A 21,444-nucleotide genomic window follows, 5' to 3' on the forward strand; every position below is an offset into this window, starting at 1 on the left:
AACCGGTTATATGACGAACACTAGAGATTTTGGTACTGCCTGCTCCAATGTTGTTGTGAACTTGGTCAATGAGGACACAGTAAATGCGGCAACCGTGACCATCCAAATTTTTTTCTCGCTGGTACCGGATACCAAGACACCACTGTATGTGACATCGGTTAACTTGCCTGCAAACTCCATTGCCCGCCGTACCTTCTTTATACAAGGGGTTCTTGCCTATGAGGTACAATACAACGTGGCCTCCGCTGCTCCAGCGAATGTCGTGCTCTCCAACTTTGGACTGGATCAGTTTGGTAATGTTGTACAGGAGCACCGTGTTCTCCAGTCCGAGCTGACCACAATCCCTGCACTGTCCCCTGTTATTTAAAAGCCACCCTGTTCCAGTGCCTGATGCAATCTGTGGGTGTAATACACGTAATTCCATTCTGGCGGTACGGACTGAACCCCTCGTCCGCTGCCGATGGTGGAATGGTCATCTGTATAGTAGGAAAAGGCATGTGTATCCTGTAACGGGCGCAACAAATCCGTGAGATACAGTAGATCCGTCACGGCAATATAAGGTTTGACACCGAAGCATACAACAAAGCGAGTCGTGGTTTCACCAATAGCCTGAACCAGTGCTTCCTGGATCGAATAATGCTGCCGTGATGTTACGATTAACCGAGGGTCGAGCATCATCGACAGGAAAGCGCTAGCTTCCTGTTCTGGCGTTAAATCCAGCAGCCGTACCACGCAATTGCTGTAGTGCTGCTCCAGCAGATTATCCAGCAATGATTCAGCTTGAGCCATATCCGTGACAGGCATTAAAATCGTCATTTCAAGTGGGATGCCCCGGCGTGCTCTCGCCTCATACTTGGCGATTTGGAATGCGCGCCGCCAGCGTCGGTGCTCCTTTTGGCTGTGTAGGCCGGCCGATACACTAAATGTGGAATTCACCCGGTAATCCATCAGGATCTCCGGGATGAATTTCATATTGCACGTCTCGGTCAGCCGCAGCCAGTAATCATAATCCTCAACGGGTTGCAGCCGATAGCCGCCAATCTGGAGGGCATATTTGCTTTTGTACATAAATGAAACCCCAACAATGCTGGCGTTCAGCAATTCGTGATGTGGCTGACTTTGGTACCGGATCAACGCCTGTTGATGCTGCTCGTCATACAACGGGTTCCCATATGCGTCAACCTGGCGGAAGGTAGAAAACACAAGACCGAGTGAGTCTGGCCCCTGCTTCAGCTCTTGCCGCAATCGTTCAATAAAGGAAGCATTATAAACATTGTCGCTGGAGACCCAGGTCACATACTTGATCCCAGGATCTTTAAACAACTCATCGAATCCCCGGTTTAGGGCGTGGGATACTCCTTGGTTCTGAGGGAGTGTAACCAACTGAACGCGCGGGTCTCCCATTGCTGCATAGAGCGCTGGCCCCACCATTTCCGGCGCTCCGTCAATAACAATGATGAAGCGAAATCCCCTGTAGCTCTGGGCTAGTACGGATGAGATTGCAGCTTGCAGATAGCCGATATCCTGTTTGTACAGTGGCATAACAATCCCCGTATCTACCATATCAATCCCCCCTGACAGACTTTCGGCTTCATGAGGATAAACCACTCAATACCTGACTGAAGCGATCTCGATAACGTGCTTGGGTGATGTTGTACTCCCGCTCCACAGCGGGCCAATATTTTTTGGTTCCCATTTCATCATGCCAACGGTAGTTAACCAAGGACTCGTTCAGAAAAGGAAATGGATATCCCGCCAGTATCACTCGGTACCACATATCCAGATCATGTGTGTACGGCAGCAATTCATCAAACAAACCGATATGTGCAAACAGCTCCTTTTTAAACATAACCGTGCATCCATTGACCGGATTTCCTTGTTGAAAAAAACGGTAAAACTCCGTCATAGACGGAAACACGGCGGCTGCCTGGTAGCTTGTGACTTGGCTATATTGATTGATGAAATTGAAGTTGGTATGGGAGATGTACGCACCGTTTTCCACCATAAAAGAAACCTGATTATTAATTTTGTCCCTATGATAGGTATCGTCGGAGCTGAGCCATGCAATATATTCGCCGCTGGCATGTCGGATACCATGATTCAGAGCGCTGGCTGTTCCACCATTGGATTTACCTAAATAATGTATATAAGGAAGATAGGCCTGAAGCATATCAACATGTTCCGTGGAGCCGTCATCGACGACAATAATCTCGAGTGGGCCATAAGTTTGCTCTAGTGCACTTTGCAAAGCCTGATCCACATATGCACAGTTATAAAAGGGAATGACGATCGTTACTTTCGGTCTCATATCGTTCCTTCCTTTCCGGCTCGGCGGTATTGAATCATATCCTCCAGAGATTGCCTCAGCTGTATGGTCGGCTTCCAGCCCATGTCCTCCAGCTCTTTCGCACGGTATGCCTCGGTAGATGCTGACTCTGCCACATCCCCCCATTGTATGGGAATAGATGTTTTGGCCAGCGCAACCATACGTTCCACGATATTGCCCAGTTCCACAATGCGGCCTGTGCAGACCGAGTACACTCGGCCTGGCACACCCTGTTCCAATAGCACACCGTATGCGCGAACGGCATCACGAACGTCGAGAAAATCACGTTGCGCATGTCGGGAAGATACCCGGAACGGGACAGTTTCAGTTGCGGACTGCCCCTCCCTACGTTCCGTCTGAACGATATACCCCGCGAGTAATGCACAAAATCCGGTAGATGGACCCGGACCGATCAAGTTGCAAGGCTCTGCCAGCATGACGGATTGTTCGAACAGCGCGCCCCACGAGAGCGCGACTGCCTCTTGAAGGCTTTTGCTAAGGCTGTATGGATGTGTTGGATGATACGGAGCCTGCAAAGCCGTCTTTAGCCGAGAACCCGCCACGACAATTCTGGCTTTGGGGAAAGGTCGCAGTACATCGAGCAGATACAGGGTGGACAGTACATTGGATTCCATGTATAGCAGGGGACTCTCCCAAGATTCAGGGACGGAATTTTTACCACCCAGGTGAAGCACATAATCCGGAGCAATCTGTCTAATTACTTCGCCCAGACGTTTCTTGTCGAGCAAGTCACACACATAAGGCGTAATACAGTTGCGAGTCTCCGCCTCTGGGCTGTTATTTTCATCATCGCGAGCCAGTAAGATCAGTTCTGAGACGGAAGCGGCAGTGCGAGTCAGCGCCGCTACCTCCCAGCCGAGCTTTGCAAAATGGCGGCAGGCATGCATCCCGGTATAGCCCGCCGCTCCGGTAATGACTATGACAGGCCGACGTTGTTCCGCTGTGCTTCCGTCCATTCCAGCAGCTCCTTCAGCATGATGCTGTAGTGAGGAACATCGTAGAGCAGATCGGCCCGGGTAGAACGAAGCGTCCGGTCCTGCACCGGCTCATCTTTCGGCACGATCCGAATATCCTCCCTATTCCAGATGTCTTTGAACAGCAGCAGCAAATCGTGCTTGCTGATCGGTTCAGGGTGAACCAGATGAATGAGTCCGTCCAGCGGCTCATTCATCTGCACCTGTATCGCCTTTGCTAATTCCAGCGTCGTAACCCCGTTCCAAAAGACCCGGCGATACCCGTTAACGTCTCCGCTCTGCTGCAAGAACCAGTGCAGCAGACCAATGCCACTGGGCCGAATTTCCGGCCCGATAATGGAGGTACGGATAGTCAGATGCCCTGCGGCCTTTACTTCTCCGAGTATTTTCGTCAAAGCATAGGCACTTGTCCCATCGGGTTGATCCGTCTCCTTATATAAACCAGGTACCCGATTTCCCTCGAATACGCAATCCGTGCTGATATGAACCAATCGGGCACCGATACTGTCCGCTGTCCGCCGGAGAAGATGTGGCAGCAACCCATTAATTTGGTATGCTGCAATTTGATCCTCCCCGGCATGCTGATTCAGTACACCTACCGCGTTAATAATAACGTCTGGCCGTACACTCCGTACCAGCTGCTCCACCATAAAGCTGTCCTTTACATCCAGCAGCAGACCACCTTTATTTTCGGGATCACGGGTGGTGTAGAACACGTTATACCCGCTCTGGTTTTGGAAATACTTCACCAGAACATGGCCCGCCATGCCGTTACCACCCAAAATAAGCAGCTTCATTTGATGAACCCCCCGCTTTGGAGAATGCTGCGAATCTCCTCTTTCGACATCAAATTAAACTCCGAACTAAAGCTGCTGAATGACACGGGAGGGCACTGATTATAGCGGTCCTTTAATTGAGGAATATTCAGCGTTGGGAGAATGACCAAATATTGCTCGTCATAGACTACCGTCGTCAGGCTTTCAAAATCGCTCATCAAAATCTCATGAATTTTCTCACCGGGACGCACACCTTTTTCTACAATTTCTACGTTTTCCACACCTGAATCCTCAATGAGCACCTCAGCCAAGTCCAAAATACGGCAGGTTGGCATGGTCATGATAAAAATTTCCCCGCCTACACTTTCCACCGAGGCTTTGAACAGGAGACTGATCGCATCACGCAAGGTTAGGAAGAAGCGCGTCATGTTCATATCTGTGATCGAAACCTTGCCCTTTTGGCGAATCTGGCTTTGGAACAGATGCACCACGCTTCCGTTTGTGCCCAAAACATTACCGCCGCGCACCGTCACGAAACGTGTATCGCTATTCAGCAGATTGGCGTAAACAATCAGTTTTTCTCCTATTGCCTTCGTCATGCCGTAAAAATTGGACGGATTCGCGGCCTTGTCGGTCGATATATAAATGACTTTCTTGACCTGATTAACGACAGCGGCCTCGATTACGTTTTGAGTGCCTACGACATTGGTTTTGAGTGCCTCGTAGGGCTGATCCTCACAGACGGGCACGTGCTTGAGCGCTGCCAAATGAAATACATAGTCCACTCCTTGACAAGCGGTAGTCAGCGCATCCTTATCCCGAATATCTCCAATACAGAAGCTGAGTCGTTCATCCTCAAACTGCCTGTTCATGGCAACCTGACTGGATTCTCCGCGTGAAAAGATAATGACCTCTTTGGGGTTACGCGGCAGTAACTGGGCAACCAGCTCATGCCCCCAGGAGCCGGTACCGCCGGTAACCAAGATACGTTGGTTTTCAAACATGCCGTTTCCCTCCAAGCAGAAATTTAACTACCTTATCCGACACATCTTCCACCAGATAGCCCGCGGGACATTGCCACTTATGGGTCATCCCGGTCATTATGGCTACCGCGTTTGCTATAACCTCGCCATCAAGGCCGGACACGATATTGCTGCCGCAATCTACCGTTTCCGGCCGTTCAGTCGTCCGGCGCATCGTAACCGTCGGCACCCCCATGACACAGCATTCTTCCTGTACGGTACCACTGTCCGTCAAAGCGCAGCGGGCATGCCGCTCCAGCAGAACGAAGTCAAAAAAACCGAACGGTTCGTGAAATTCCACTAGCGGATCAAGCTGGATCGGCGGATGGCTTGCGATCCGGGCGGCAGTCCGGGGATGAATACTGCAAATGACCCGCTGCCCGAACTGCTGGGCTACCCGGTTAAGACCATCTAAAATAGCCAGCAAATGCGGTGGATGGTCGACATTTTCGGCTCTGTGGGCAGTGACCAGGAAATATTCTCCCGGCGACAGTCCCAACTTTTTCAAAATCCCACTACCGGTTACCTCTTTCTCATAGTGCTGCATTACTTCGTAGATCGGATTTCCAGTCAGTATGATTCGTTGGCTTGGGAAGCCTTCGCGTAGTAGGTGCTGCTTGCTTTGCTCCGTATAAGGCATATTAATGGTAGATATCGCATCAATGACACGCCGGTTCTTCTCCTCCGGCACATCCAGATCATAACAGCGGTTCCCCGCCTCCATATGCACGACCGGATAACCCATACGTTCCGCAAGTAAGGCACATAGAGCGCTGTTCGTATCACCGAGCAATAGCACATGATCGGGGCGTTCCTTGTTTAAAATATCCTCCATCTGCGAGTACATGGCGGACAACTGTTTGCCCAGTGTCCCCGCTTTCTCCTGAAGTACATAATCCGGGGCACGCAGTCCCAGTTCGCGAAAGAACTGCCCGCTCAGGCTTTCGGTGTAATTTTGGCCCGTATGCACAAGCACATGTTCATCTGCATGGCGGTCTAGCTTCGGAATGATCAGGCTGAGCCGTATAATCTCCGGTCTTGTGCCGAGCACGGTCAATATTTTCATGGTTTTGGAACCCACCTTTGCTGTCGTTGTTTCATTGAATTGTGGCGTTCAATGAAGGATAGCCATCCAGCAGACTGGCTGTGCTCCAGCTTAACGTTCATCTCAAAGGTCCGGCGTAGGTTCACCCGGACCGTTGTTTTGTATGCTGTCCAGCCTTGAGTGTGACTCGCTTCGGTTTGTGCGCGTTGTGTCGCCGTGACCGGTGCTTGATTTTCCGCTTGAGCTTCTGTCTGGACTTGGTTTTCGGATAAAGTCCCTTCGACAACGGGAACCCGTGAATTTTCTTAAGGCGACTCTTGCCGCCGCTTCTCTTATACCTGCGATTCCGAAGTCTGGTACGCTTGCGGCCCTTTGGCCATCTCGCCCGAATACTACGCTTGCCGCGGGGCAATTCGGGTGGTGAATCAGGTAGAGGGGGTGCTGGTTGTGGCAAGCCCTGAATGGCTGCATATTCGATTGGCGGCAGACCCAGCACAGGCAGCTGACACACCACCGATTCAGGAAATTCTCGAATCGTGCTGGTATAACCCTCCGGTATAGCGGTAACCTGGCGCAGCCCTTCGCCTTCCCTCGTCCATACAGGTCCACCCGGCTGCTGAATCAACGGGAACCAATGCGGATGATGACATACCCATTGACTGACCATGAGGTGCATACTGCTTCGGTAGGAATCAGGTCCGTATACACGTGTAGCTGCACTGTTGTTACGGACACCAATCCGTTCCAATTCCTCGGGATGATCGAGCAGATAACCCACTTTTTGCGCCAGCATGTCGCTGTTGCCCGGCTCTACCAAAAAATCTGTATTTCCGGTAGCCTCCATCAATTCCACAAGTCCACCCTGCGCAAAGGCTACTACGGGCTTACCGTAAACTAGCCCTTCCAGGGCTGTCAGACCAAAGCCTTCTTCCACCATACTTGGGATCACAACAATATCCATTGCGCTATAGGCCGTTGACACGGATTCCTCGAATGAATTGAACTGGAAGCGGCGGCTATAACGAGATTGGCGGATTAAAGAGACACATTTTACGTAATATTCCGAGTCCACCGAGCTGCCGATGATCCAGAAACGACACCGCGAATTGGTTTCGCACAGCTTTAGAGCCATTTGGACAAAAGGTAACAGCCCTTTGGCTTCGTAGATAAAGGAAGAAATATAACCAATGCAAATATGAAAATCCCGCAGCCCCAGTTTTTCACGTTTCCTTTTCCGTTCCAGCACATGCTCTCTGGGAGACGGCATATCCATATCCCGGCAGGGAGACAACACCGTATGCGGACGTGTCAGTCCCCCACCATGCAAAGGACGCATTACAGCTTGAGAAATGCCGATGACCCATTGGCTATAGCGCTCAATGATAGAAACAGAAACTGGCGTATGCGCATTCTGGTTAATGACCTCGGTAATTTTCCAGATCACCGGAATATTAAGCTCATGGGCAGCCATTGCAGGCATGACGTTCACACAGGTATTAACCAGCACCACATCAGGCCGAGCATGCCGAAGCATCTGGAACAACGGCGCATATGCCACATGGGTCCGCAAATTCTCCGCATCCTGCGCCAATCCCTCATATGGGGTATACATGCCATGCAGCATGAACAAATTCTGTGTCAGAACGGTGATTCCGCGCTTGCGGGCCATTGAGGTCAGCCGCCCTTCACCAGGCGTTACGAGAATACAATCGAAGTACGTACGCATATCTAGACAAAATTGCAATAGCAGCTTCTCTGCCCCCGTAATACTGCGGACGTTGCTAACATGGCTGAATAACATCATTTTCGGCTTGATCGGAGTTCACCTCCTTTAAAATAGCAACCACCGGACGTGTGAATCACCTTATGGAAATATGACCGACAACAGTTGGTCAATCCGGTGACCATACGTGTGCTCCCGCAGGGTTCGTTCCAGAGCACGCAGAGCAATCTCACGACGCTCCTTTTCATGCGTCAAATAAAACTCAACCTTCTCCAGCAGTTCCTGCTGAGAACTGTAAGTTTCAATCTCTTCCCCTGGCTTGTAAAAACGAGCCAGATCATCTCTTGTATCCGTCAGTTGCAACGTGCCACTGGCGGAAATTTCAAACGTACGCGGATTGGGCGAAGCCCCCGGAATTTTCAGTGAGTTGTTGTTCACCGAATCATCCTGATGGGAACGATGAAGATTAATTACGATTTTGCTGCCGTTGTACGAATCATTGGTCTCGCCCGGAGACATCCAGCGACCCAGCTCAATTTTGTCACCATACGACTGATAATCTGGGAGACGATCCCACCAGATTCCGTTGATTTTAATGTTACGAGCCATGAGTTGCGGCATAATCGGATTAAAGAAATAGATGCGGTTCCAGTAGGCTGAGCCTGTAAACCCAATCTCACGTCGTACCGAAGCGGGCGAGCTGAGGGGGAAATAGTGAGTCAGAAATGCTCCAAAGGGCAAATAGTGCACAGACGTGCAACCCAACTGACGGTACAGCTCCAGGCAGTTCATTTCTAACGTGAACACATAATCATAATTCGTAACGATTTTGGTCGTCGTGTCGGTGTAATATGGATCGTCCGTTAGCCAGATGGCGGTGGGGATGCCCAACTGGCGTACCGCAGTAACCTGCTCCAACGGAAGATCCATTCCATCCAGTGCCAGCATCAGATTCGGACGGAGCTGAGCGGCAATATCTCCTACCGGCTGACGTGGGTCTGTTACGGTAACCTGAGCCGTCATGCTCTGCAATGTGGTAATGACCGCCTCATCCAGCGGAGAATACGGAAGGCCTTTGCCTGAGACGACATACAGTACATGGATTTGTCGAAAAGGGAAAACTGCTTTCATCCGCGCAACAATTGCGTTAGCACGGCCGCGCAGATATCCTTCGTCGTATCCGTCATGCAATCCCGCAGTTCTCCCCTTTTCCCAGGAGGCTGCCGCCGTCTGGTGAACAGCCGGGTCATACGGTCCTGTCGTAGATATCGTCATCACTTTCACTCCTCACTGTTTATGGTGTTTACTTTAGGCCATCGCCTTGTCCAGCAGTTCTTCCATGCGATTGGAGTACATATGCTTTTGCATAGTCGTGTACAATGCGCGCCAGGCCATGCGTTCGCGTTCCCAATCATGCTTGAGATAGTAGTCCAGCTTCACTTTCAATTCATCTGCTCCAGAGAAAGTTTCAATATCATAGCCTGGTCGGTAATAACGGCTCAAATCCTTCCGAACATCCGTCATTTGAAGCGTGCCGCAAGCAGAAATTTCATATGTCCGAGGATTGATGGACTCCGCTGAAAGCTGGTGTGTATTCCGATTATCCAGTCCGGGGTCTGTCGGGCGGTGCATATTGATGACAATTTTGGAGCCGTTATAATATTGAGCGGTCTCTTCCGGTTCCATAAAACCCGGACGGATAAAGCGTTCCAGCACATCCCGCCGGTTCAGCCGATCCCAGTGCCCACCTACGATCAGCACTCTTTTGTCCGCCAAGAAGGGAGCTAGGTGGTCGAATAGCTTCACACGGTTCCAGAAGGCATTTCCAATGAAGCAAATATCATGCTGATGCTCCCGCTCTACCCGCCGAGGATAAAAGATACGAGCTGACGCAGCCAGCGGCAAATAGTGAACCCTCGTTACTCCCTGATCGCGATAAAACGGCAGGCAAGAAATTTCGTGCGTAAATACGACATCGTAGGATTGACAGATCAACGCCGTATCCTCCGTAAAGTAAGGATCATCTACAAACCATATGGCCGTCCGAATGCCTAGGGCTCGTATTTGCTGTACCTGCTCCAGATGATCCGCCGGAAAAACATGCAGCCCGTTCATGACCAGCACGAGGTCTGGACGTTGAGCCTCGGCGTCAGCTAGCATCGTAGCAGGCGTACCGATGGCGCATGAGCTGCATATTTGGCCTAATGCTTCTTGCACACCTGTGTCTATAGCTGCGAAACCTTGCGGAATATACAACACTTTCAAATGACGAACAGCAGGCTGTATGGCCACGACCTGTGACAGAGCAGCCGTGCAACCGCCCATTCTGCGTCCTTCCCGATAGCCGCATCGGTACGCTTCGCGTTCATTTCCGCTTTGTTGATCGTTCACATCCTTCACCCTGTCCTGTTGTAGGATAAACTTCTGTCACTCCTAAACTATATGCGGAGGGGTCAAACGCATCATGGACGACTGCCACTGCCCGGACAAAATTGGCGTTTGCCCGTCCAACTGCCGAACCGCAAATAACCCCGAAGCTGTGTAGCTTCGGGGGGTTAGCTGTCATGGATGTTCTGCATAGTTTACTGAGCCTTGTAAGCGACCTGGTGTCCATCTTCATAACCTTTGGCAAAGCCTGAATTGAAACCCTCGTTGTAAGCTGCATCATACCCCTGCTGAAATGCCTGCGGATCATGCTCCAATGCAACAGTCCCGGGCTGTGGATTCTCCGCAGAAGGGACTGCCACCGGGTTAGCTTGAGGTTTTTTTCGCCGCCGCAAAAGAGGATGTCTTCTACGTGCAGAATGATGTCCTCTTTTACGGCGTCTTAGAGCAAGCAGACGTCTTCTTCTCCGTTTTAATCTGCGAATGCTGGAACGCCGGGCATCTTTACGTCTTTTGCGGGCTTTTTCCCGAGTGGCGCGTTCCCACCTTGTGCTCATTTTCATTCCTCCTTTGCTTTCTCGTGGTGGTTTCATTTTTCTGAACAGGCACATGGAGCCACGGCTTCGTCGGTTTTCCATATACCTGTCGTCTTAATGGAATACCCGCCAACATTTGCGTGATTTCGCCCTGGTAGTTGCTGAGTATACGAATGGTTTCTTCCAGACGGGTAGCCGACATATCCGCATGGGGCGTCAAGTCCGCAAGACTGGTCAGCATCCGGGCAACGGCGTGCTGGCTGGCAGCAATAGACTCCATTATATCCAGCTTGATCTCACGTTCACGCCTCATGCTCATTAGTTCATATCCCCCGAGCCCATGCCTCCCATCATCCCTTCCATGCCGCCACCCTGCTGCTCATCCTGATCCAGCAATGCTTTGAGATTGCTGCAAAGACCAGTCTGAAGCCGCGTTAATCCCTCCAGCATTTCCACCATTTGCTCGTGAATCTCCAAAGGTCGCCCCAGCTGTTCTTCATCGGTGTCAAAGGCGTGGGGCGCCAGATGGTTCAGCGCCCAATTACGCACTTTTTCTGCTTCGACCGCCTTGGCCTCCAGGATCATAGACACATTCCGCTGCATTTTGGAGGCTGCGTCCAGCATGTGAATCATTGCTTGTTCCCTACTCATGTGTTCACTCCCTGCCCTCGGTTGTTACGTTACTCCTCTTCCGGGTATGCCGTTTCCTTCACGACACGAACGAGCATTTCAGCCATTGCTTCCTGAAGATCGGCAATGCCGTTCAGATAGGCCACAATGCTTTTGTTTACTTGTCCCGAGCTGTCGAGAATGCCCGGAATTCCGTCAAAACGCGGCTCCTCATCTGGCAGTTCATGTATGATCTGCGCCATGCGCACAACCACCTGCCGTTCCGCATCCAACAACCTTGACATCTGCTGCTGCGAGTGCGAAATGTGGATCAGCAAATCATCTAACTCGTTATGCATAAGCCCCTCCTTTATGTGCTCCGCCGTGCGGAACGCACGAATTACCTACGGGCTTTCCGCTACTACAGCGTATGCCGCAGCGAGTAGTCGGTTCCGCCTAAAAGCGCCTATTCAGATCATTACAGATGCCCGTGCAGCACCGGTGGAGCAATAATAGGCTGCTTCTCCGGCAATGCCGACAATTCTTCGGAGGACAAAAATTGAATTGGATAGTCCTCAGCCCGCCAACTCATCACAGCGTAGAGGGTAAGGAATGGTCTTTTCCAACCGTTGCCGATTTGGTACAGTTGCCCACCTTCAGCATACAGTAACTCGATCCATCGCCTACGTTGGGCCGGGATATGAAGTGTGGGAAGCATGGACATGTTCCCCAGCTCAGGAGCCGCCAGCACAGGCAAGGGTTCCTCTGGCGACTCAGCTACAGGTGCATCAGTGCTGCCGGAAACTGTGACCTCCGGCTTCCCTACCAAGGGAAGTGCCAACAAGTCCAGCTGAGACAATCTGACAGGGCGCACGTTTTCACCTCCCGCAGCACTGACTCCATGCAAATACCGCCTTCTTCCCGACTCTAACCGAAATACTACACCGGACGGTCCCTGAACAACCGCTCCGATGGGGTAAAAGCTTGCCGCTGATACGTGTGTTTCCTTACCTGTTGAGATCTGGCCGTCCGTCTCCGCTGTACTGAATTTCAGGTTGTGGAACAGCTTATCCGCGTCCCCCCACTTTTGTACAAAAAAGGATCGGTTCCGGCTGCTTTCCTCCATTGAACCGCTTGTTTCGGTCGTTAGAGGAAAACCATACACCGTATCCCGATCTCTTTCTTCATAATGGATAAAAGCATCTCCGGCAATTGCCATACGTATCCCCAACAAACGCACACGCAGTAGCCAATCTGCATGGGCCTCCTCAATACTGTGGCAGCCTTCGTCCCAGTAGCCCGTTTTTTTCAGTGTCTCTCTGCGCAGCAATAAACAAAATCCAGCCAAGCTTTCGGTCTCTCGCCATGCATCCGGTTTGGGAACATTGAAGGTCATGGCAAATTGACGTGCTCCATTTTCGTTCATATCAGGAACCTCGATCTGCTGTTCTTTGAATGGACCATTCGTTACAGGCCCAACAACACCCATACACGGATCGCTGTGTAAACACCCTAACAACCGATCCAACCAGCCGGGGGTCACCATGGAGTTTTGATCCAGTACCACAATAGTAGTGCCTTTTGCCATCATCAGCCCCTGATTCAGGCTACCTATCATTTGCACATCCTTTTTTAACAGCGCATAACGCACAGCGATGCTTTTACGGAGCAAATAGGTGGATGTCCCGTCCGTCGAGCCGCAGTCCACTACAATAATTTCGTGAGGATGGCTCGTATTCTCCTCAATACGGTGAATGCATGCACGGAGCTGTTGAAGCTGATTGCAGGACGGAATGATAATACTGACGCCTTCAAATACTTTGCCGAACGAAGCCTGACCCAACCTGTTACCTTGCTCCTGGCCCCTTTTATATCCTGACCAATAGCCTTTCTTTCCGAGCCGCTTGCTGTGTTTCCTTTGCATATTCAGGCGTTTCATGCCGTTCACTCCTCCGGGTGGCATTATGCCTATACTATATGCCTGGCCCGGTAGGATGGTGTTTCATTGAGATCAAGGTAGAAGTCCTTTCATTTTCAATCCAGCTTCCTGAAGGGAATCGAAGGTTCCTGCGTCGCTCCAATAACGCCGTAAAATATCATATTCCAGCTTGCCTTCAGCGGCATAACAGTTGTTAACATCCGTGATCTCAAGCTCACCACGTGCCGAAGGTGTAATTTGCCGGATTTTATCGAACACGGCAGTATCGTACATATAGATACCCGTAACGCAATATTTGGATTGGGGATGCTGCGGCTTTTCTTCAATCCGCGTAATGCTCTCCGGGCGCTCAGGATCAAACACGGGTACCCCGTAACGACGGGCATCTGCCACCTTTTTCAACAACACTCTGGCGCTCCCCGGGGGCTGTTGCTTGAATCGTTCGATCACAGGTCCCAAGTCTTCCTTGAACAAATTATCACCTAACAAAACAGTGAATTTCTCTTCTGCCTGCATATAGCTTCTTGCCAGTTCGAGTGCTTCTGCAATGCCGCCCGCCTTTTCTTGAATCCGGTATGTCAGTTGGACACCATAATCACTGCCACTGCCCAAAAAATCGGTATACAGTCCGGCCGATTGTTTACCAATAATAATAAGCATATCCGTGATCCCGGCCTGTCGCAGCCTCTCGATACCATATACGATCATGGGATACTTGCCGACCGGAAGCAGATGCTTGTTGAGTAATGTAGTCAACGGATGAAGGCGCGATCCGGTTCCTCCTGCGAGAATAACCCCTTTCATATCTTCCTTCCTCCTTCGACAGCATGTTCAGTGCATACAACCCCAGCGTTTCCAGTTTCGATGAACATTCTGGGATCTATGCTCCATTTCTCTATAAACAAACGATAGTTCCGCTCGATCAGCTCTTCAATCCAGGAAGTTTCCGAGCGTGAGAAGCTCGCATTCCCCTCGTGATAGACAAAACAGTCGTTGCACATGAGTAGCTTGTAGCCATGCACGCGTGCGCGCAGACAATAATCGTCATCCTCATAATGTCCGGGGCTGAACCGTTCATCCAGCAATCCGATCCGTTCCATCAGATCACGCCGGAATAACAAACAAAACCCGACCAACCGCTTAACCTCCTGCCATCTGGAGGGATTACTTGCATTATTCTGCTCCGCATATCTCAGACAGCTGGCCAAATCTCCTTCTAATCCGTGAATCTGCTGAATACCGCTGACGCAATTCGTCACCGGCCCCACTAATCCCACGATGCTTTCGCTCTGCAATGCAGCTAACATATTCGATAGCCATCGCCGCGTAACCGTCACATCATTGTTTAAAATAACGAACTGGTCACCTGAAGCCAGCCGGAGCCCCGTGTTACATGCTGCTGGAAAGCCTTTGTTTTCAGGAAGACGTATACTGATCAGCCGCTCGGATGCACAAAAATCATCCGTTCCGTCATTCGAAGCGTTGTCCACAACAATGATTTCATACGGTACATCTATCGTATGTGTCCGAATCGCCTCAATGCACGGCTTTAACAGATGCAGGCCGTTATAAGTCGGAATAATGATGCTCGTCAGACTCATAGCTTATTCCTCCCTTTGGCAACGTCTACCCGTGTTGGAACAGGCCCGAGCGGGGAGTACCCGGCTACCTGAAACACCGCCGTCAGTGCCTCTGCATGGTCACCGACGATCAACTGTTCCATAGCGTTCCCTTTGCCAACATTGAAGGTCCGCTTACGGTTCGTTTTAATGACATCAACAGCATGTACTGCCGCCACGATCATGCCATACAGAATTGCCATGGCGTGGGCTTTTGGCGGTACGGCAAGCACGGCTGAGCCAAGCTGATCCAGTAAACGCCGAGATAATGCATGCGGTACCGCGGTCAATGAGCTTGCTCCCAAATCCGGTCTGCGCAGTACGCGATTCAGGAATGCTTTGCACCGTGTCACGCTGTCTTGCTGGGCATAGGGGGGCAAATGTCTGCCCAGATCATTAAGCGCGACATCCGTTCCCTGATCCACCGCGTGGAGAAAAGGCAGCAAATCAGATGCTGGAATCGGCAAATCTCCGTCCACGAACAGCACAATATCAGCCTGCGTCATACGCGCGCCTACTGCACGGCCAACATCATGCCCCAGTCGATCGGGCACGTTGACGAGAGTCACATTAGGATGATGTTTGGCTACGATGGAGCGCGTGCCGTCCGTGCAGCCGTTCAATACGACAATGATATCCGTAAGCGGAAGTTTTTCCAGCTCGCTCAGCACCCGTTCAATCGTAGCCTCTTCATTACAGGCGCTGACCACGGCCGCTGCGGTTCCCTGTAATACAATATCTCCCGGAACTTCGCGTTCCACAGGCGGAGTCACTTTGGTCATTCCTGTTGCCCGAGGTGTGGGCTTTCTCACCCTACGGCTATGCATTGAAGTCGTCGTTCCTCGTTTTCGCTGAACACGTCTGATCCCCCAGCTCGGTTCTTCACGCTTCCCTCTGCGATACGGTCTACTCACAGTTTCACCTCGTCTCTGATCCGTTTGCGCTCCAAATCCGTAAAGCCCGCACGCGTTCCCAGATGCGATGTAAGCCAGGCAATGGCATCCAGATGATCCTGAACAATTACACCTGCCAGCGGGTCCTTGCCGTTCTGTTTTTTACGTGTCGCATTTATTTTACCGACAGCTATTCCATATACAGTCACCACTCGTAACCCGGAAGCGATGGACATAGCTTGAAATAAAGGAGGTTTCTCCAAGGGCTTTGGACCTATTTTATTTAGAGCCTTTTGACTAATGGCGTGTGGAATGCCAGTCATAGATGCCCCCCCTAAATCAGCACGATTCGACAAGATATTCAATACATGCTTTGCCTCCACTACAGGATGTACGGGCGTATGATTCACAGGTCCATGGTAATCATTCAGCACCACATCCGCTCCTGCACATATGGCGTGTATAAACGGCCGGAGTCTAACGCAGGGAATGACGATATCCCCATCCAGGAAAAGCAGGATCTGTCCGGATGCCGCCTCCGCTCCAACACGACGGCCAACATCATGTCCGAGCGGTTCCGGGAAAGAAAGTACACGAGCTCCCGCCGCTGCTGCCACCTTCGCCGTTCTATCGTGTGATCCGTTCTCAACGACGATAACCTCTGTATGTGGATGGACACGGCGCGCCTCGCGAATCACAGCTCCGATTGTTTTTTGCTCATTCATGGCCGGAATAATGACAGATACGAAAAACTTTCCCACTGATGACGGTCCAGATGGTCGCTCTTCGCCGATCTGTGCCCCTCTCTCCGTGTCGAGTACCTCCCTCATGGCAGGGGTCTTATGCATGTTCGGCATTCGTAACGGCAGCCACATCTTAGAATGATAGTATGCGCCGGAATGCCGCCTCCGTTTGATCTTGTATCCAGCTCTTCCCTGCTTCTTCATGCTCCCGTCTCACCTCCCTTCCTGCTGTATAGATGGACAGCATGATTAGGACAGTTCAACATAACCTATGCGGTCCAAAAGCCGTGTGTAACGGCAAGCGTGGAGTCTTTTCGACATAGCAATTTTCGACTTTATTTTACATAACTTATTAATCCTATTAAATAAGTGAGTTATTAGGGTCTAAAGATTCATTTTGGATAAATTTGTGACATAGATCTTCTCGTCTGTCATTCTCTGTGCTAATATCAGAGCCAGATGATGGGAGTTCAAAAAATCAACATTAGTTTTTTTTGCATAAGTCATTCTTTTCCATTATCCACCATTATTCTATTTTCTTTATATACGACAGGAAAGGAGGAGTTTGTCACCTTTTTAGGCCACATGCTTCATACTGCAGTACCCTCTTTTCACGTACGCTTCATGAAAAACACTTCGGTATTTCTCTTCATGTTCCATTTTCTTCTATTCCAGACGACAACACGACCTACATAAATGGCGCAATGCCTTATTCAAGACAGGATGATTCATCCTGACATTAATCGAGGAGAGTGAATTTTTAATGAAAAAAGTATGGGTTTCGCTTCTTGGAGGAGCTATGTTGTTAGGGTCTGTCGCGTCTGGTGCATCAGCGGAGAGTTCCGTTTCGGGGCCAACTCAGCTTACACCGACCTTTCACGCCGAGCAATGGAAAGCCCCTTCCTCGGTATCGGGTGACGACATTGTATGGAGCTATTTGAATCGGCAAAAGAAATCGTTATTGGGTGCGGACGACTCTAGTGTACGTGAACAATTCCGAATCGTTGATCGCACAAGCGACAAGTCCGGTGTGAGCCATTATCGGCTGAAACAGTATGTAAACGGGATTCCCGTATATGGAGCTGAACAGACTATTCATGTGGGCAAATCTGGTGAGGTCACCTCTTACTTAGGAGCGGTGGTTACTGAGGATCAGCAAGCTGAAGCTACACAAGGTACAACTCCAAAAATCAGCGCTTCTGAAGCGGTCTACACTGCATATAAAGAAGCAGCTGCACGGATTGAAGCCCTCCCTACCTCCGACGATACGATTTCTAAAGATGCTGAGGAACAAAGCAGTGTAAGCAAAGACACTTACGCCGAAGCAGCTAACAACGAAAAAACGCTATCCATTGATAAAGACGAGCTGAGTCTTGATAAAGCGTCTGCCTTGAAAGATAGCAAAATTGAAGCGGTGGAGACAGAAAAAAGTTCCATTGCCAAAATCGCTAATCTGCAGCCAGAAGTAGATCCTAAAGCCGATCTGTACTTCTATCCTAAAGGGGATGACCTGCAGCTGGTTTATGTAACAGAAGTCAATGTTTTAGAACCTGCCCCACTGCGTACTCGCTACATTATTGATGCCAATGATGGCAGCATCGTATTCCAGTATGACATCATTAATGAAGCGACAGGCACAGGTAAAGGTGTGCTTGGTGATAGCAAATCATTCAACACGACGGCTTCCGGTAGTAGCTACCAGTTAAAAGATACAACACGCGGTAATGGTATCGTGACTTACACGGCCTCCAACCGCCAAAGCATCCCAGGTACCCTTCTGACCGATGCCGATAATGTATGGAATGATCCAGCCGGCGTGGATGCCCATGCATATGCTGCCAAAACATATGATTACTATAAGTCTAAATTTGGACGCAACAGCATTGACGGACGCGGACTGCAACTCCGTTCGACAGTCCATTACGGTAGCCGCTACAACAACGCCTTCTGGAATGGCTCCCAAATGACTTATGGAGACGGGGATGGTAGCACATTTATCGCCTTCAGCGGGGACCCCGATGTAGTGGGACATGAACTTACGCACGGTGTCACAGAGTATACTTCGAATTTGGAATATTACGGAGAGTCCGGTGCATTGAATGAAGCTTTCTCGGACGTTATCGGCAATGACATTCAGCGTAAAAACTGGCTTGTAGGCGATGATATTTATACGCCAAACATTGCAGGCGATGCCCTTCGCTCTATGTCAAATCCTACGCTGTATGATCAACCAGATCACTATTCCGACTTGTATAAAGGCAGCTCCGATAACGGTGGCGTTCATACGAACAGCGGCATTATTAATAAAGCCTACTATTTATTGGCACAAGGTGGTACTTTCCATGGGGTAGCTGTAAATGGAATTGGCCGCGATGCAGCGGTCCAAATTTACTATAGTGCCTTTACGAACTACCTGACTTCTTCTTCTGACTTCTCCAACGCACGCGCTGCTGTGATCCAAGCGGCAAAAGATCTGTACGGTGCGAACTCGGCACAAGCAACTGCAGCTGCCAAATCTTTTGATGCTGTAGGTGTAAACTAAATCATATACGCTATAATCCTCATATTCTCGTCCATAGACCGTTGCCGTTGTGCAACTGTCATGTGGCCCTACTCATACAATGGACGAAAAAATAGGGGTGCAGTGTACAAGTCTGCGCCCCTTCCCCCCTTATTTATGGCGTCCCCTCAAAGGGGCGCCCTTTTCATATTCATAGAGTCCCTCCGATCATTTTCGACTAAATAAGACAAATAAACCGTAAATCAGGGACTAAAGATTCATTTTGGGGTATTTTGTAAAATTAATCTTCTCGTTCGACAACCTCTGTGCTAATATCAGAGCCGAGACGATGAAATTGCAAAAAAAATAAACCTTAATATTTTACATAAGGTCATTTTTATCCAGCCTCTTCACGTTTCAAAGGAGCAACAAGACTTACATATATGACGCTAGGCTTCTGCAAACAGGGTGTTTTTTACCCCAACATTAATTAAGGAGAGTGAGTATGAATTGAAAAAAGTATGGGTTTCACTTCTAGGAGGAGCTATGTTATTAGGAGCCATTGCGCCTGGAGCCTCCGCAGCTGAAAATTCTGTTCCCGATCCGACTCAGTTTACGCCAACATTCCAAACGGTGAACTGGAAGTCTCCTTCAACGGTAACAGGCGACAATCTGGTCTGGAGCTTTTTAAATCGACAACAAAAAACATTATTGAGTCTGGACGATACTCACATCGGTTCCCATGTGCGCGAGCAATTTCGTATCGTGGATCGTACCAGTGACAAATTTGGTACAAAGCATTATCGGTTAAAACAATATGTAGACGGAATTCCCGTATTTGGAGCCGAACAGACCATCCATGTGAACAAGTCTGGTCAAATCACCTCTTATTTGGGAGCTGTCATTTCAGAAGATCAACAAGCCGATGCTAAAGAAAATACAACTCCAAAAATCAGTGCTACTGAGGCTGTATATACCGCTTATGAAGATGCAGCTATACGGGTTCAATCTCTCACTTCCTCCGTCCCAATCGTTCCTGAACCTTACGAGGGTACAAGTAGTGTAAGTAAAGACACTTACGGAACAGCATCTAACAATGAACTTTCAATCTCTGTTGATAAGGACTCCTTGGATTTGGATAAAGCAGCTGAACTGGAGAACAGTACATTGGAAGTGGTAGAGCCTGCATCCTCTATTCCCAAGATTGCCAATCTGGAACCAAGCGTGGACCCTACAGCAGAACTGTACATCTATCCCGATGGAGACTCCACACGTCTCGTCTATGTAACCGAAGTTAATACTCTACAGCCCACTCTGCTGCGCACACGTTACTTTATTGACGCTAATGACGGAAAAATCGTATTCAAGTATGACATTCTTAACGAAGTAATCGGCACAGGGCGCGGTGTATTCGGCGATACCAAAACATTTGAAACCACAGCCTCGGGCAAGAAGTATCAACTAAAGGATACGACTCGTGGTAAAGGAATCCTAACTTATAACGTCCACAACACCGAGACGCTCCCCGGCACCCTGTATACAGATTCCGATAACGCATGGGAAGATCCTGCTGCGGTGGATGCCCACGCTTACGCTATTCGCACTTACGATTATTACAAGGATAGATTTGGACGCGACAGCATTGACGGGCATGGCATGGCCATCGCTTCGGCAGTCCATTACGGCGCAAAGAACTACAATAATGCCCACTGGGGTGGCACTCACATGCTTTACGGAGACGGAGACGGCACGTTATTTGCCCCTTTTAGCAGCGACCTTGAAATTGTTGCCCATGAGCTGACACACGGTGTGACCGAGCATTCATCAGGGCTCGTGTATTTCGCTGAATCTGGTGCATTAAGTGAAGCCATCTCAGATATTATAGGCAACGACATTGAGCGTACCAATTGGGATTTCGGCAAAGTCGCTTATACCCCTAATATTAAGGGCGATGCCATTCGCTCCCTTTCCGATCCTGTCAAATACGGTCAAGTCGATCACTACAGCAATCTCTATCCTGATCCTAACAACGAGGATTATGGTGGAGCCCATATTAATAGCGGTATTATTAATAAAGCCTACTATCTACTGGCACAAGGTGGCACTTTTCATGGTGTCAAGGTAGATGGAATCGGACGTGATGCAGCCGTATATATTTATTATAATGCCTTCACCAATTATCTGACTTCCACGTCTAACTTCTCCACCGCACGTGCTGCTGTTATCCAAACAGCCAAAGACAGTTATGGTGAAAATTCAATAGCCGTAACCTCTGCTATTAAGTCTTTTGATGCCGTAGGTGTGAAATAAGTGTAATAATATAAACTTCCCCG

At 49.7% G+C, this 21,444-nt stretch carries 21 protein-coding genes; 3 read left to right on the top strand and 18 right to left on the bottom strand.

Features of this window, described 5'->3' with window-relative positions:
• Nucleotides 1–10 precede the first annotated feature (10 nt).
• Nucleotides 11–367: a hypothetical protein gene (locus ACYCS5_RS09000; RefSeq protein WP_239645229.1), complete on the top strand. Its 357-nt coding sequence runs from the start codon at nucleotides 11–13 to the stop codon at nucleotides 365–367.
• On the opposite strand, the gene ACYCS5_RS09005 is transcribed toward ACYCS5_RS09000, so the two are convergent.
• The 18 genes from ACYCS5_RS09005 to ACYCS5_RS09090 all read right to left on the bottom strand — a co-directional run bounded on the left by ACYCS5_RS09005 (nucleotide 364) and on the right by ACYCS5_RS09090 (nucleotide 16,815).
• Entirely contained in the window at nucleotides 364–1,563 is a 1,200-nt protein-coding gene (locus ACYCS5_RS09005) for a glycosyltransferase (RefSeq protein ID WP_069012648.1), read from the bottom strand. The two genes, ACYCS5_RS09000 and ACYCS5_RS09005, sit on opposite strands and share 4 nt — an antisense overlap.
• Nucleotides 1,564–1,591: 28 nt before the next feature.
• Nucleotides 1,592–2,308 carry a glycosyltransferase gene (locus ACYCS5_RS09010; RefSeq protein WP_459760955.1) on the bottom strand — a complete coding sequence of 239 codons (717 nt, stop codon included), beginning with the start codon at nucleotides 2,306–2,308 and terminating at the stop codon, nucleotides 1,592–1,594.
• Entirely contained in the window at nucleotides 2,305–3,303 is a 999-nt protein-coding gene (locus tag ACYCS5_RS09015) for an NAD-dependent epimerase/dehydratase family protein (protein ID WP_029518286.1), read from the bottom strand. The genes ACYCS5_RS09010 and ACYCS5_RS09015 overlap by 4 nt, the downstream gene beginning before the upstream one ends.
• Nucleotides 3,264–4,118 carry a dTDP-4-dehydrorhamnose reductase family protein gene (locus ACYCS5_RS09020; protein WP_069012647.1) on the bottom strand — a complete coding sequence of 285 codons (855 nt, stop codon included), beginning with the start codon at nucleotides 4,116–4,118 and terminating at the stop codon, nucleotides 3,264–3,266. The genes ACYCS5_RS09015 and ACYCS5_RS09020 overlap by 40 nt, the downstream gene beginning before the upstream one ends.
• Entirely contained in the window at nucleotides 4,115–5,101 is a 987-nt protein-coding gene (locus ACYCS5_RS09025; protein ID WP_029518284.1) for a polysaccharide biosynthesis protein, read from the bottom strand. Before ACYCS5_RS09025 ends, ACYCS5_RS09020 begins: the two co-directional genes overlap by 4 nt.
• Nucleotides 5,094–6,185: a non-hydrolyzing UDP-N-acetylglucosamine 2-epimerase gene (gene wecB / locus ACYCS5_RS09030; protein WP_209949724.1), complete on the bottom strand. Its 1,092-nt coding sequence runs from the start codon at nucleotides 6,183–6,185 to the stop codon at nucleotides 5,094–5,096. The genes ACYCS5_RS09025 and wecB overlap by 8 nt, the downstream gene beginning before the upstream one ends.
• Nucleotides 6,186–6,306: 121 nt before the next feature.
• Nucleotides 6,307–7,968: a glycosyltransferase gene (locus tag ACYCS5_RS09035; RefSeq protein ID WP_459760956.1), complete on the bottom strand. Its 1,662-nt coding sequence runs from the start codon at nucleotides 7,966–7,968 to the stop codon at nucleotides 6,307–6,309.
• Nucleotides 7,969–8,028: 60 nt separating this feature from the next.
• Complete coding sequence (locus ACYCS5_RS09040; RefSeq protein ID WP_459760957.1) at nucleotides 8,029–9,162, bottom strand: CgeB family protein; 1,134 nt, start codon at nucleotides 9,160–9,162, stop codon at nucleotides 8,029–8,031.
• Nucleotides 9,163–9,195: 33 nt separating this feature from the next.
• Nucleotides 9,196–10,287: a CgeB family protein gene (locus tag ACYCS5_RS09045; protein WP_459760958.1), complete on the bottom strand. Its 1,092-nt coding sequence runs from the start codon at nucleotides 10,285–10,287 to the stop codon at nucleotides 9,196–9,198.
• A gap of 182 nt (nucleotides 10,288–10,469) precedes the next feature.
• On the bottom strand, nucleotides 10,470–10,829 hold the full coding sequence (locus ACYCS5_RS09050) for a FliH/SctL family protein (RefSeq protein ID WP_039272662.1): 360 nt from the start codon (nucleotides 10,827–10,829) through the stop codon (nucleotides 10,470–10,472).
• On the bottom strand, nucleotides 10,777–11,127 hold the full coding sequence (locus ACYCS5_RS09055) for a hypothetical protein (protein WP_039272663.1): 351 nt from the start codon (nucleotides 11,125–11,127) through the stop codon (nucleotides 10,777–10,779). Before ACYCS5_RS09055 ends, ACYCS5_RS09050 begins: the two co-directional genes overlap by 53 nt.
• Entirely contained in the window at nucleotides 11,127–11,459 is a 333-nt protein-coding gene (locus ACYCS5_RS09060; RefSeq protein ID WP_029518277.1) for a hypothetical protein, read from the bottom strand. Before ACYCS5_RS09060 ends, ACYCS5_RS09055 begins: the two co-directional genes overlap by 1 nt.
• Before the next feature lie 29 nt (nucleotides 11,460–11,488).
• Nucleotides 11,489–11,776, bottom strand: coding sequence for a hypothetical protein (locus ACYCS5_RS09065; protein WP_013311765.1), 288 nt, complete (start codon nucleotides 11,774–11,776; stop codon nucleotides 11,489–11,491).
• A 119-nt stretch (nucleotides 11,777–11,895) separates the two neighbouring features.
• The gene (locus ACYCS5_RS09070; protein ID WP_459760959.1) at nucleotides 11,896–13,356 is read right to left on the bottom strand and encodes a glycosyltransferase family 2 protein; all 1,461 of its coding nucleotides are present in this window, start codon (nucleotides 13,354–13,356) and stop codon (nucleotides 11,896–11,898) included.
• A gap of 72 nt (nucleotides 13,357–13,428) precedes the next feature.
• Nucleotides 13,429–14,160 (bottom strand): sugar phosphate nucleotidyltransferase, encoded by a 732-nt coding sequence (locus tag ACYCS5_RS09075; protein WP_029518275.1) that lies wholly within the window; start codon nucleotides 14,158–14,160, stop codon nucleotides 13,429–13,431.
• Nucleotides 14,157–14,957, bottom strand: coding sequence for a glycosyltransferase family 2 protein (locus ACYCS5_RS09080; protein ID WP_459760960.1), 801 nt, complete (start codon nucleotides 14,955–14,957; stop codon nucleotides 14,157–14,159). The genes ACYCS5_RS09075 and ACYCS5_RS09080 overlap by 4 nt, the downstream gene beginning before the upstream one ends.
• Nucleotides 14,954–15,889, bottom strand: coding sequence for a glycosyltransferase family 2 protein (locus tag ACYCS5_RS09085; RefSeq protein WP_459760961.1), 936 nt, complete (start codon nucleotides 15,887–15,889; stop codon nucleotides 14,954–14,956). Before ACYCS5_RS09085 ends, ACYCS5_RS09080 begins: the two co-directional genes overlap by 4 nt.
• Nucleotides 15,886–16,815, bottom strand: a complete 930-nt coding sequence (locus ACYCS5_RS09090) for a glycosyltransferase family 2 protein (protein WP_069012640.1) — start codon at nucleotides 16,813–16,815, stop codon at nucleotides 15,886–15,888. Before ACYCS5_RS09090 ends, ACYCS5_RS09085 begins: the two co-directional genes overlap by 4 nt.
• Nucleotides 16,816–17,374: 559 nt before the next feature.
• Here ACYCS5_RS09090 and ACYCS5_RS09095 point away from each other — a divergent pair.
• Nucleotides 17,375–19,153, top strand: coding sequence for a M4 family metallopeptidase (locus ACYCS5_RS09095; RefSeq protein WP_322252305.1), 1,779 nt, complete (start codon nucleotides 17,375–17,377; stop codon nucleotides 19,151–19,153).
• Between the two features lie 468 nt (nucleotides 19,154–19,621).
• A complete protein-coding gene (locus tag ACYCS5_RS09100) occupies nucleotides 19,622–21,421 on the top strand; it encodes a M4 family metallopeptidase (RefSeq protein ID WP_459760962.1) in 1,800 nt (599 codons plus the stop codon).
• Nucleotides 21,422–21,444: the final 23 nt, after the last annotated feature.

The sequence above is a fragment of the Paenibacillus sp. SEL3 genome (assembly GCF_054602585.1).

Coding starts and splice junctions, on each gene's coding strand:
- ACYCS5_RS09000 (WP_239645229.1), top strand. CDS start 11: ATGACGAACACTAGAGATTTTGGTACTGCCTGCTCCAATGTTGTTGTG.
- ACYCS5_RS09005 (WP_069012648.1), bottom strand. CDS start 1,563: ATGGTAGATACGGGGATTGTTATGCCACTGTACAAACAGGATATCGGC.
- ACYCS5_RS09010 (WP_459760955.1), bottom strand. CDS start 2,308: ATGAGACCGAAAGTAACGATCGTCATTCCCTTTTATAACTGTGCATAT.
- ACYCS5_RS09015 (WP_029518286.1), bottom strand. CDS start 3,303: ATGGACGGAAGCACAGCGGAACAACGTCGGCCTGTCATAGTCATTACC.
- ACYCS5_RS09020 (WP_069012647.1), bottom strand. CDS start 4,118: ATGAAGCTGCTTATTTTGGGTGGTAACGGCATGGCGGGCCATGTTCTG.
- ACYCS5_RS09025 (WP_029518284.1), bottom strand. CDS start 5,101: ATGTTTGAAAACCAACGTATCTTGGTTACCGGCGGTACCGGCTCCTGG.
- wecB (WP_209949724.1), bottom strand. CDS start 6,185: ATGAAAATATTGACCGTGCTCGGCACAAGACCGGAGATTATACGGCTC.
- ACYCS5_RS09035 (WP_459760956.1), bottom strand. CDS start 7,968: ATGATGTTATTCAGCCATGTTAGCAACGTCCGCAGTATTACGGGGGCA.
- ACYCS5_RS09040 (WP_459760957.1), bottom strand. CDS start 9,162: ATGACGATATCTACGACAGGACCGTATGACCCGGCTGTTCACCAGACG.
- ACYCS5_RS09050 (WP_039272662.1), bottom strand. CDS start 10,829: ATGAGCACAAGGTGGGAACGCGCCACTCGGGAAAAAGCCCGCAAAAGA.
- ACYCS5_RS09055 (WP_039272663.1), bottom strand. CDS start 11,127: ATGAGCATGAGGCGTGAACGTGAGATCAAGCTGGATATAATGGAGTCT.
- ACYCS5_RS09060 (WP_029518277.1), bottom strand. CDS start 11,459: ATGAGTAGGGAACAAGCAATGATTCACATGCTGGACGCAGCCTCCAAA.
- ACYCS5_RS09065 (WP_013311765.1), bottom strand. CDS start 11,776: ATGCATAACGAGTTAGATGATTTGCTGATCCACATTTCGCACTCGCAG.
- ACYCS5_RS09070 (WP_459760959.1), bottom strand. CDS start 13,356: ATGAAACGCCTGAATATGCAAAGGAAACACAGCAAGCGGCTCGGAAAG.
- ACYCS5_RS09075 (WP_029518275.1), bottom strand. CDS start 14,160: ATGAAAGGGGTTATTCTCGCAGGAGGAACCGGATCGCGCCTTCATCCG.
- ACYCS5_RS09080 (WP_459760960.1), bottom strand. CDS start 14,957: ATGAGTCTGACGAGCATCATTATTCCGACTTATAACGGCCTGCATCTG.
- ACYCS5_RS09090 (WP_069012640.1), bottom strand. CDS start 16,815: ATGAAGAAGCAGGGAAGAGCTGGATACAAGATCAAACGGAGGCGGCAT.
- ACYCS5_RS09095 (WP_322252305.1), top strand. CDS start 17,375: ATGAAAAAAGTATGGGTTTCGCTTCTTGGAGGAGCTATGTTGTTAGGG.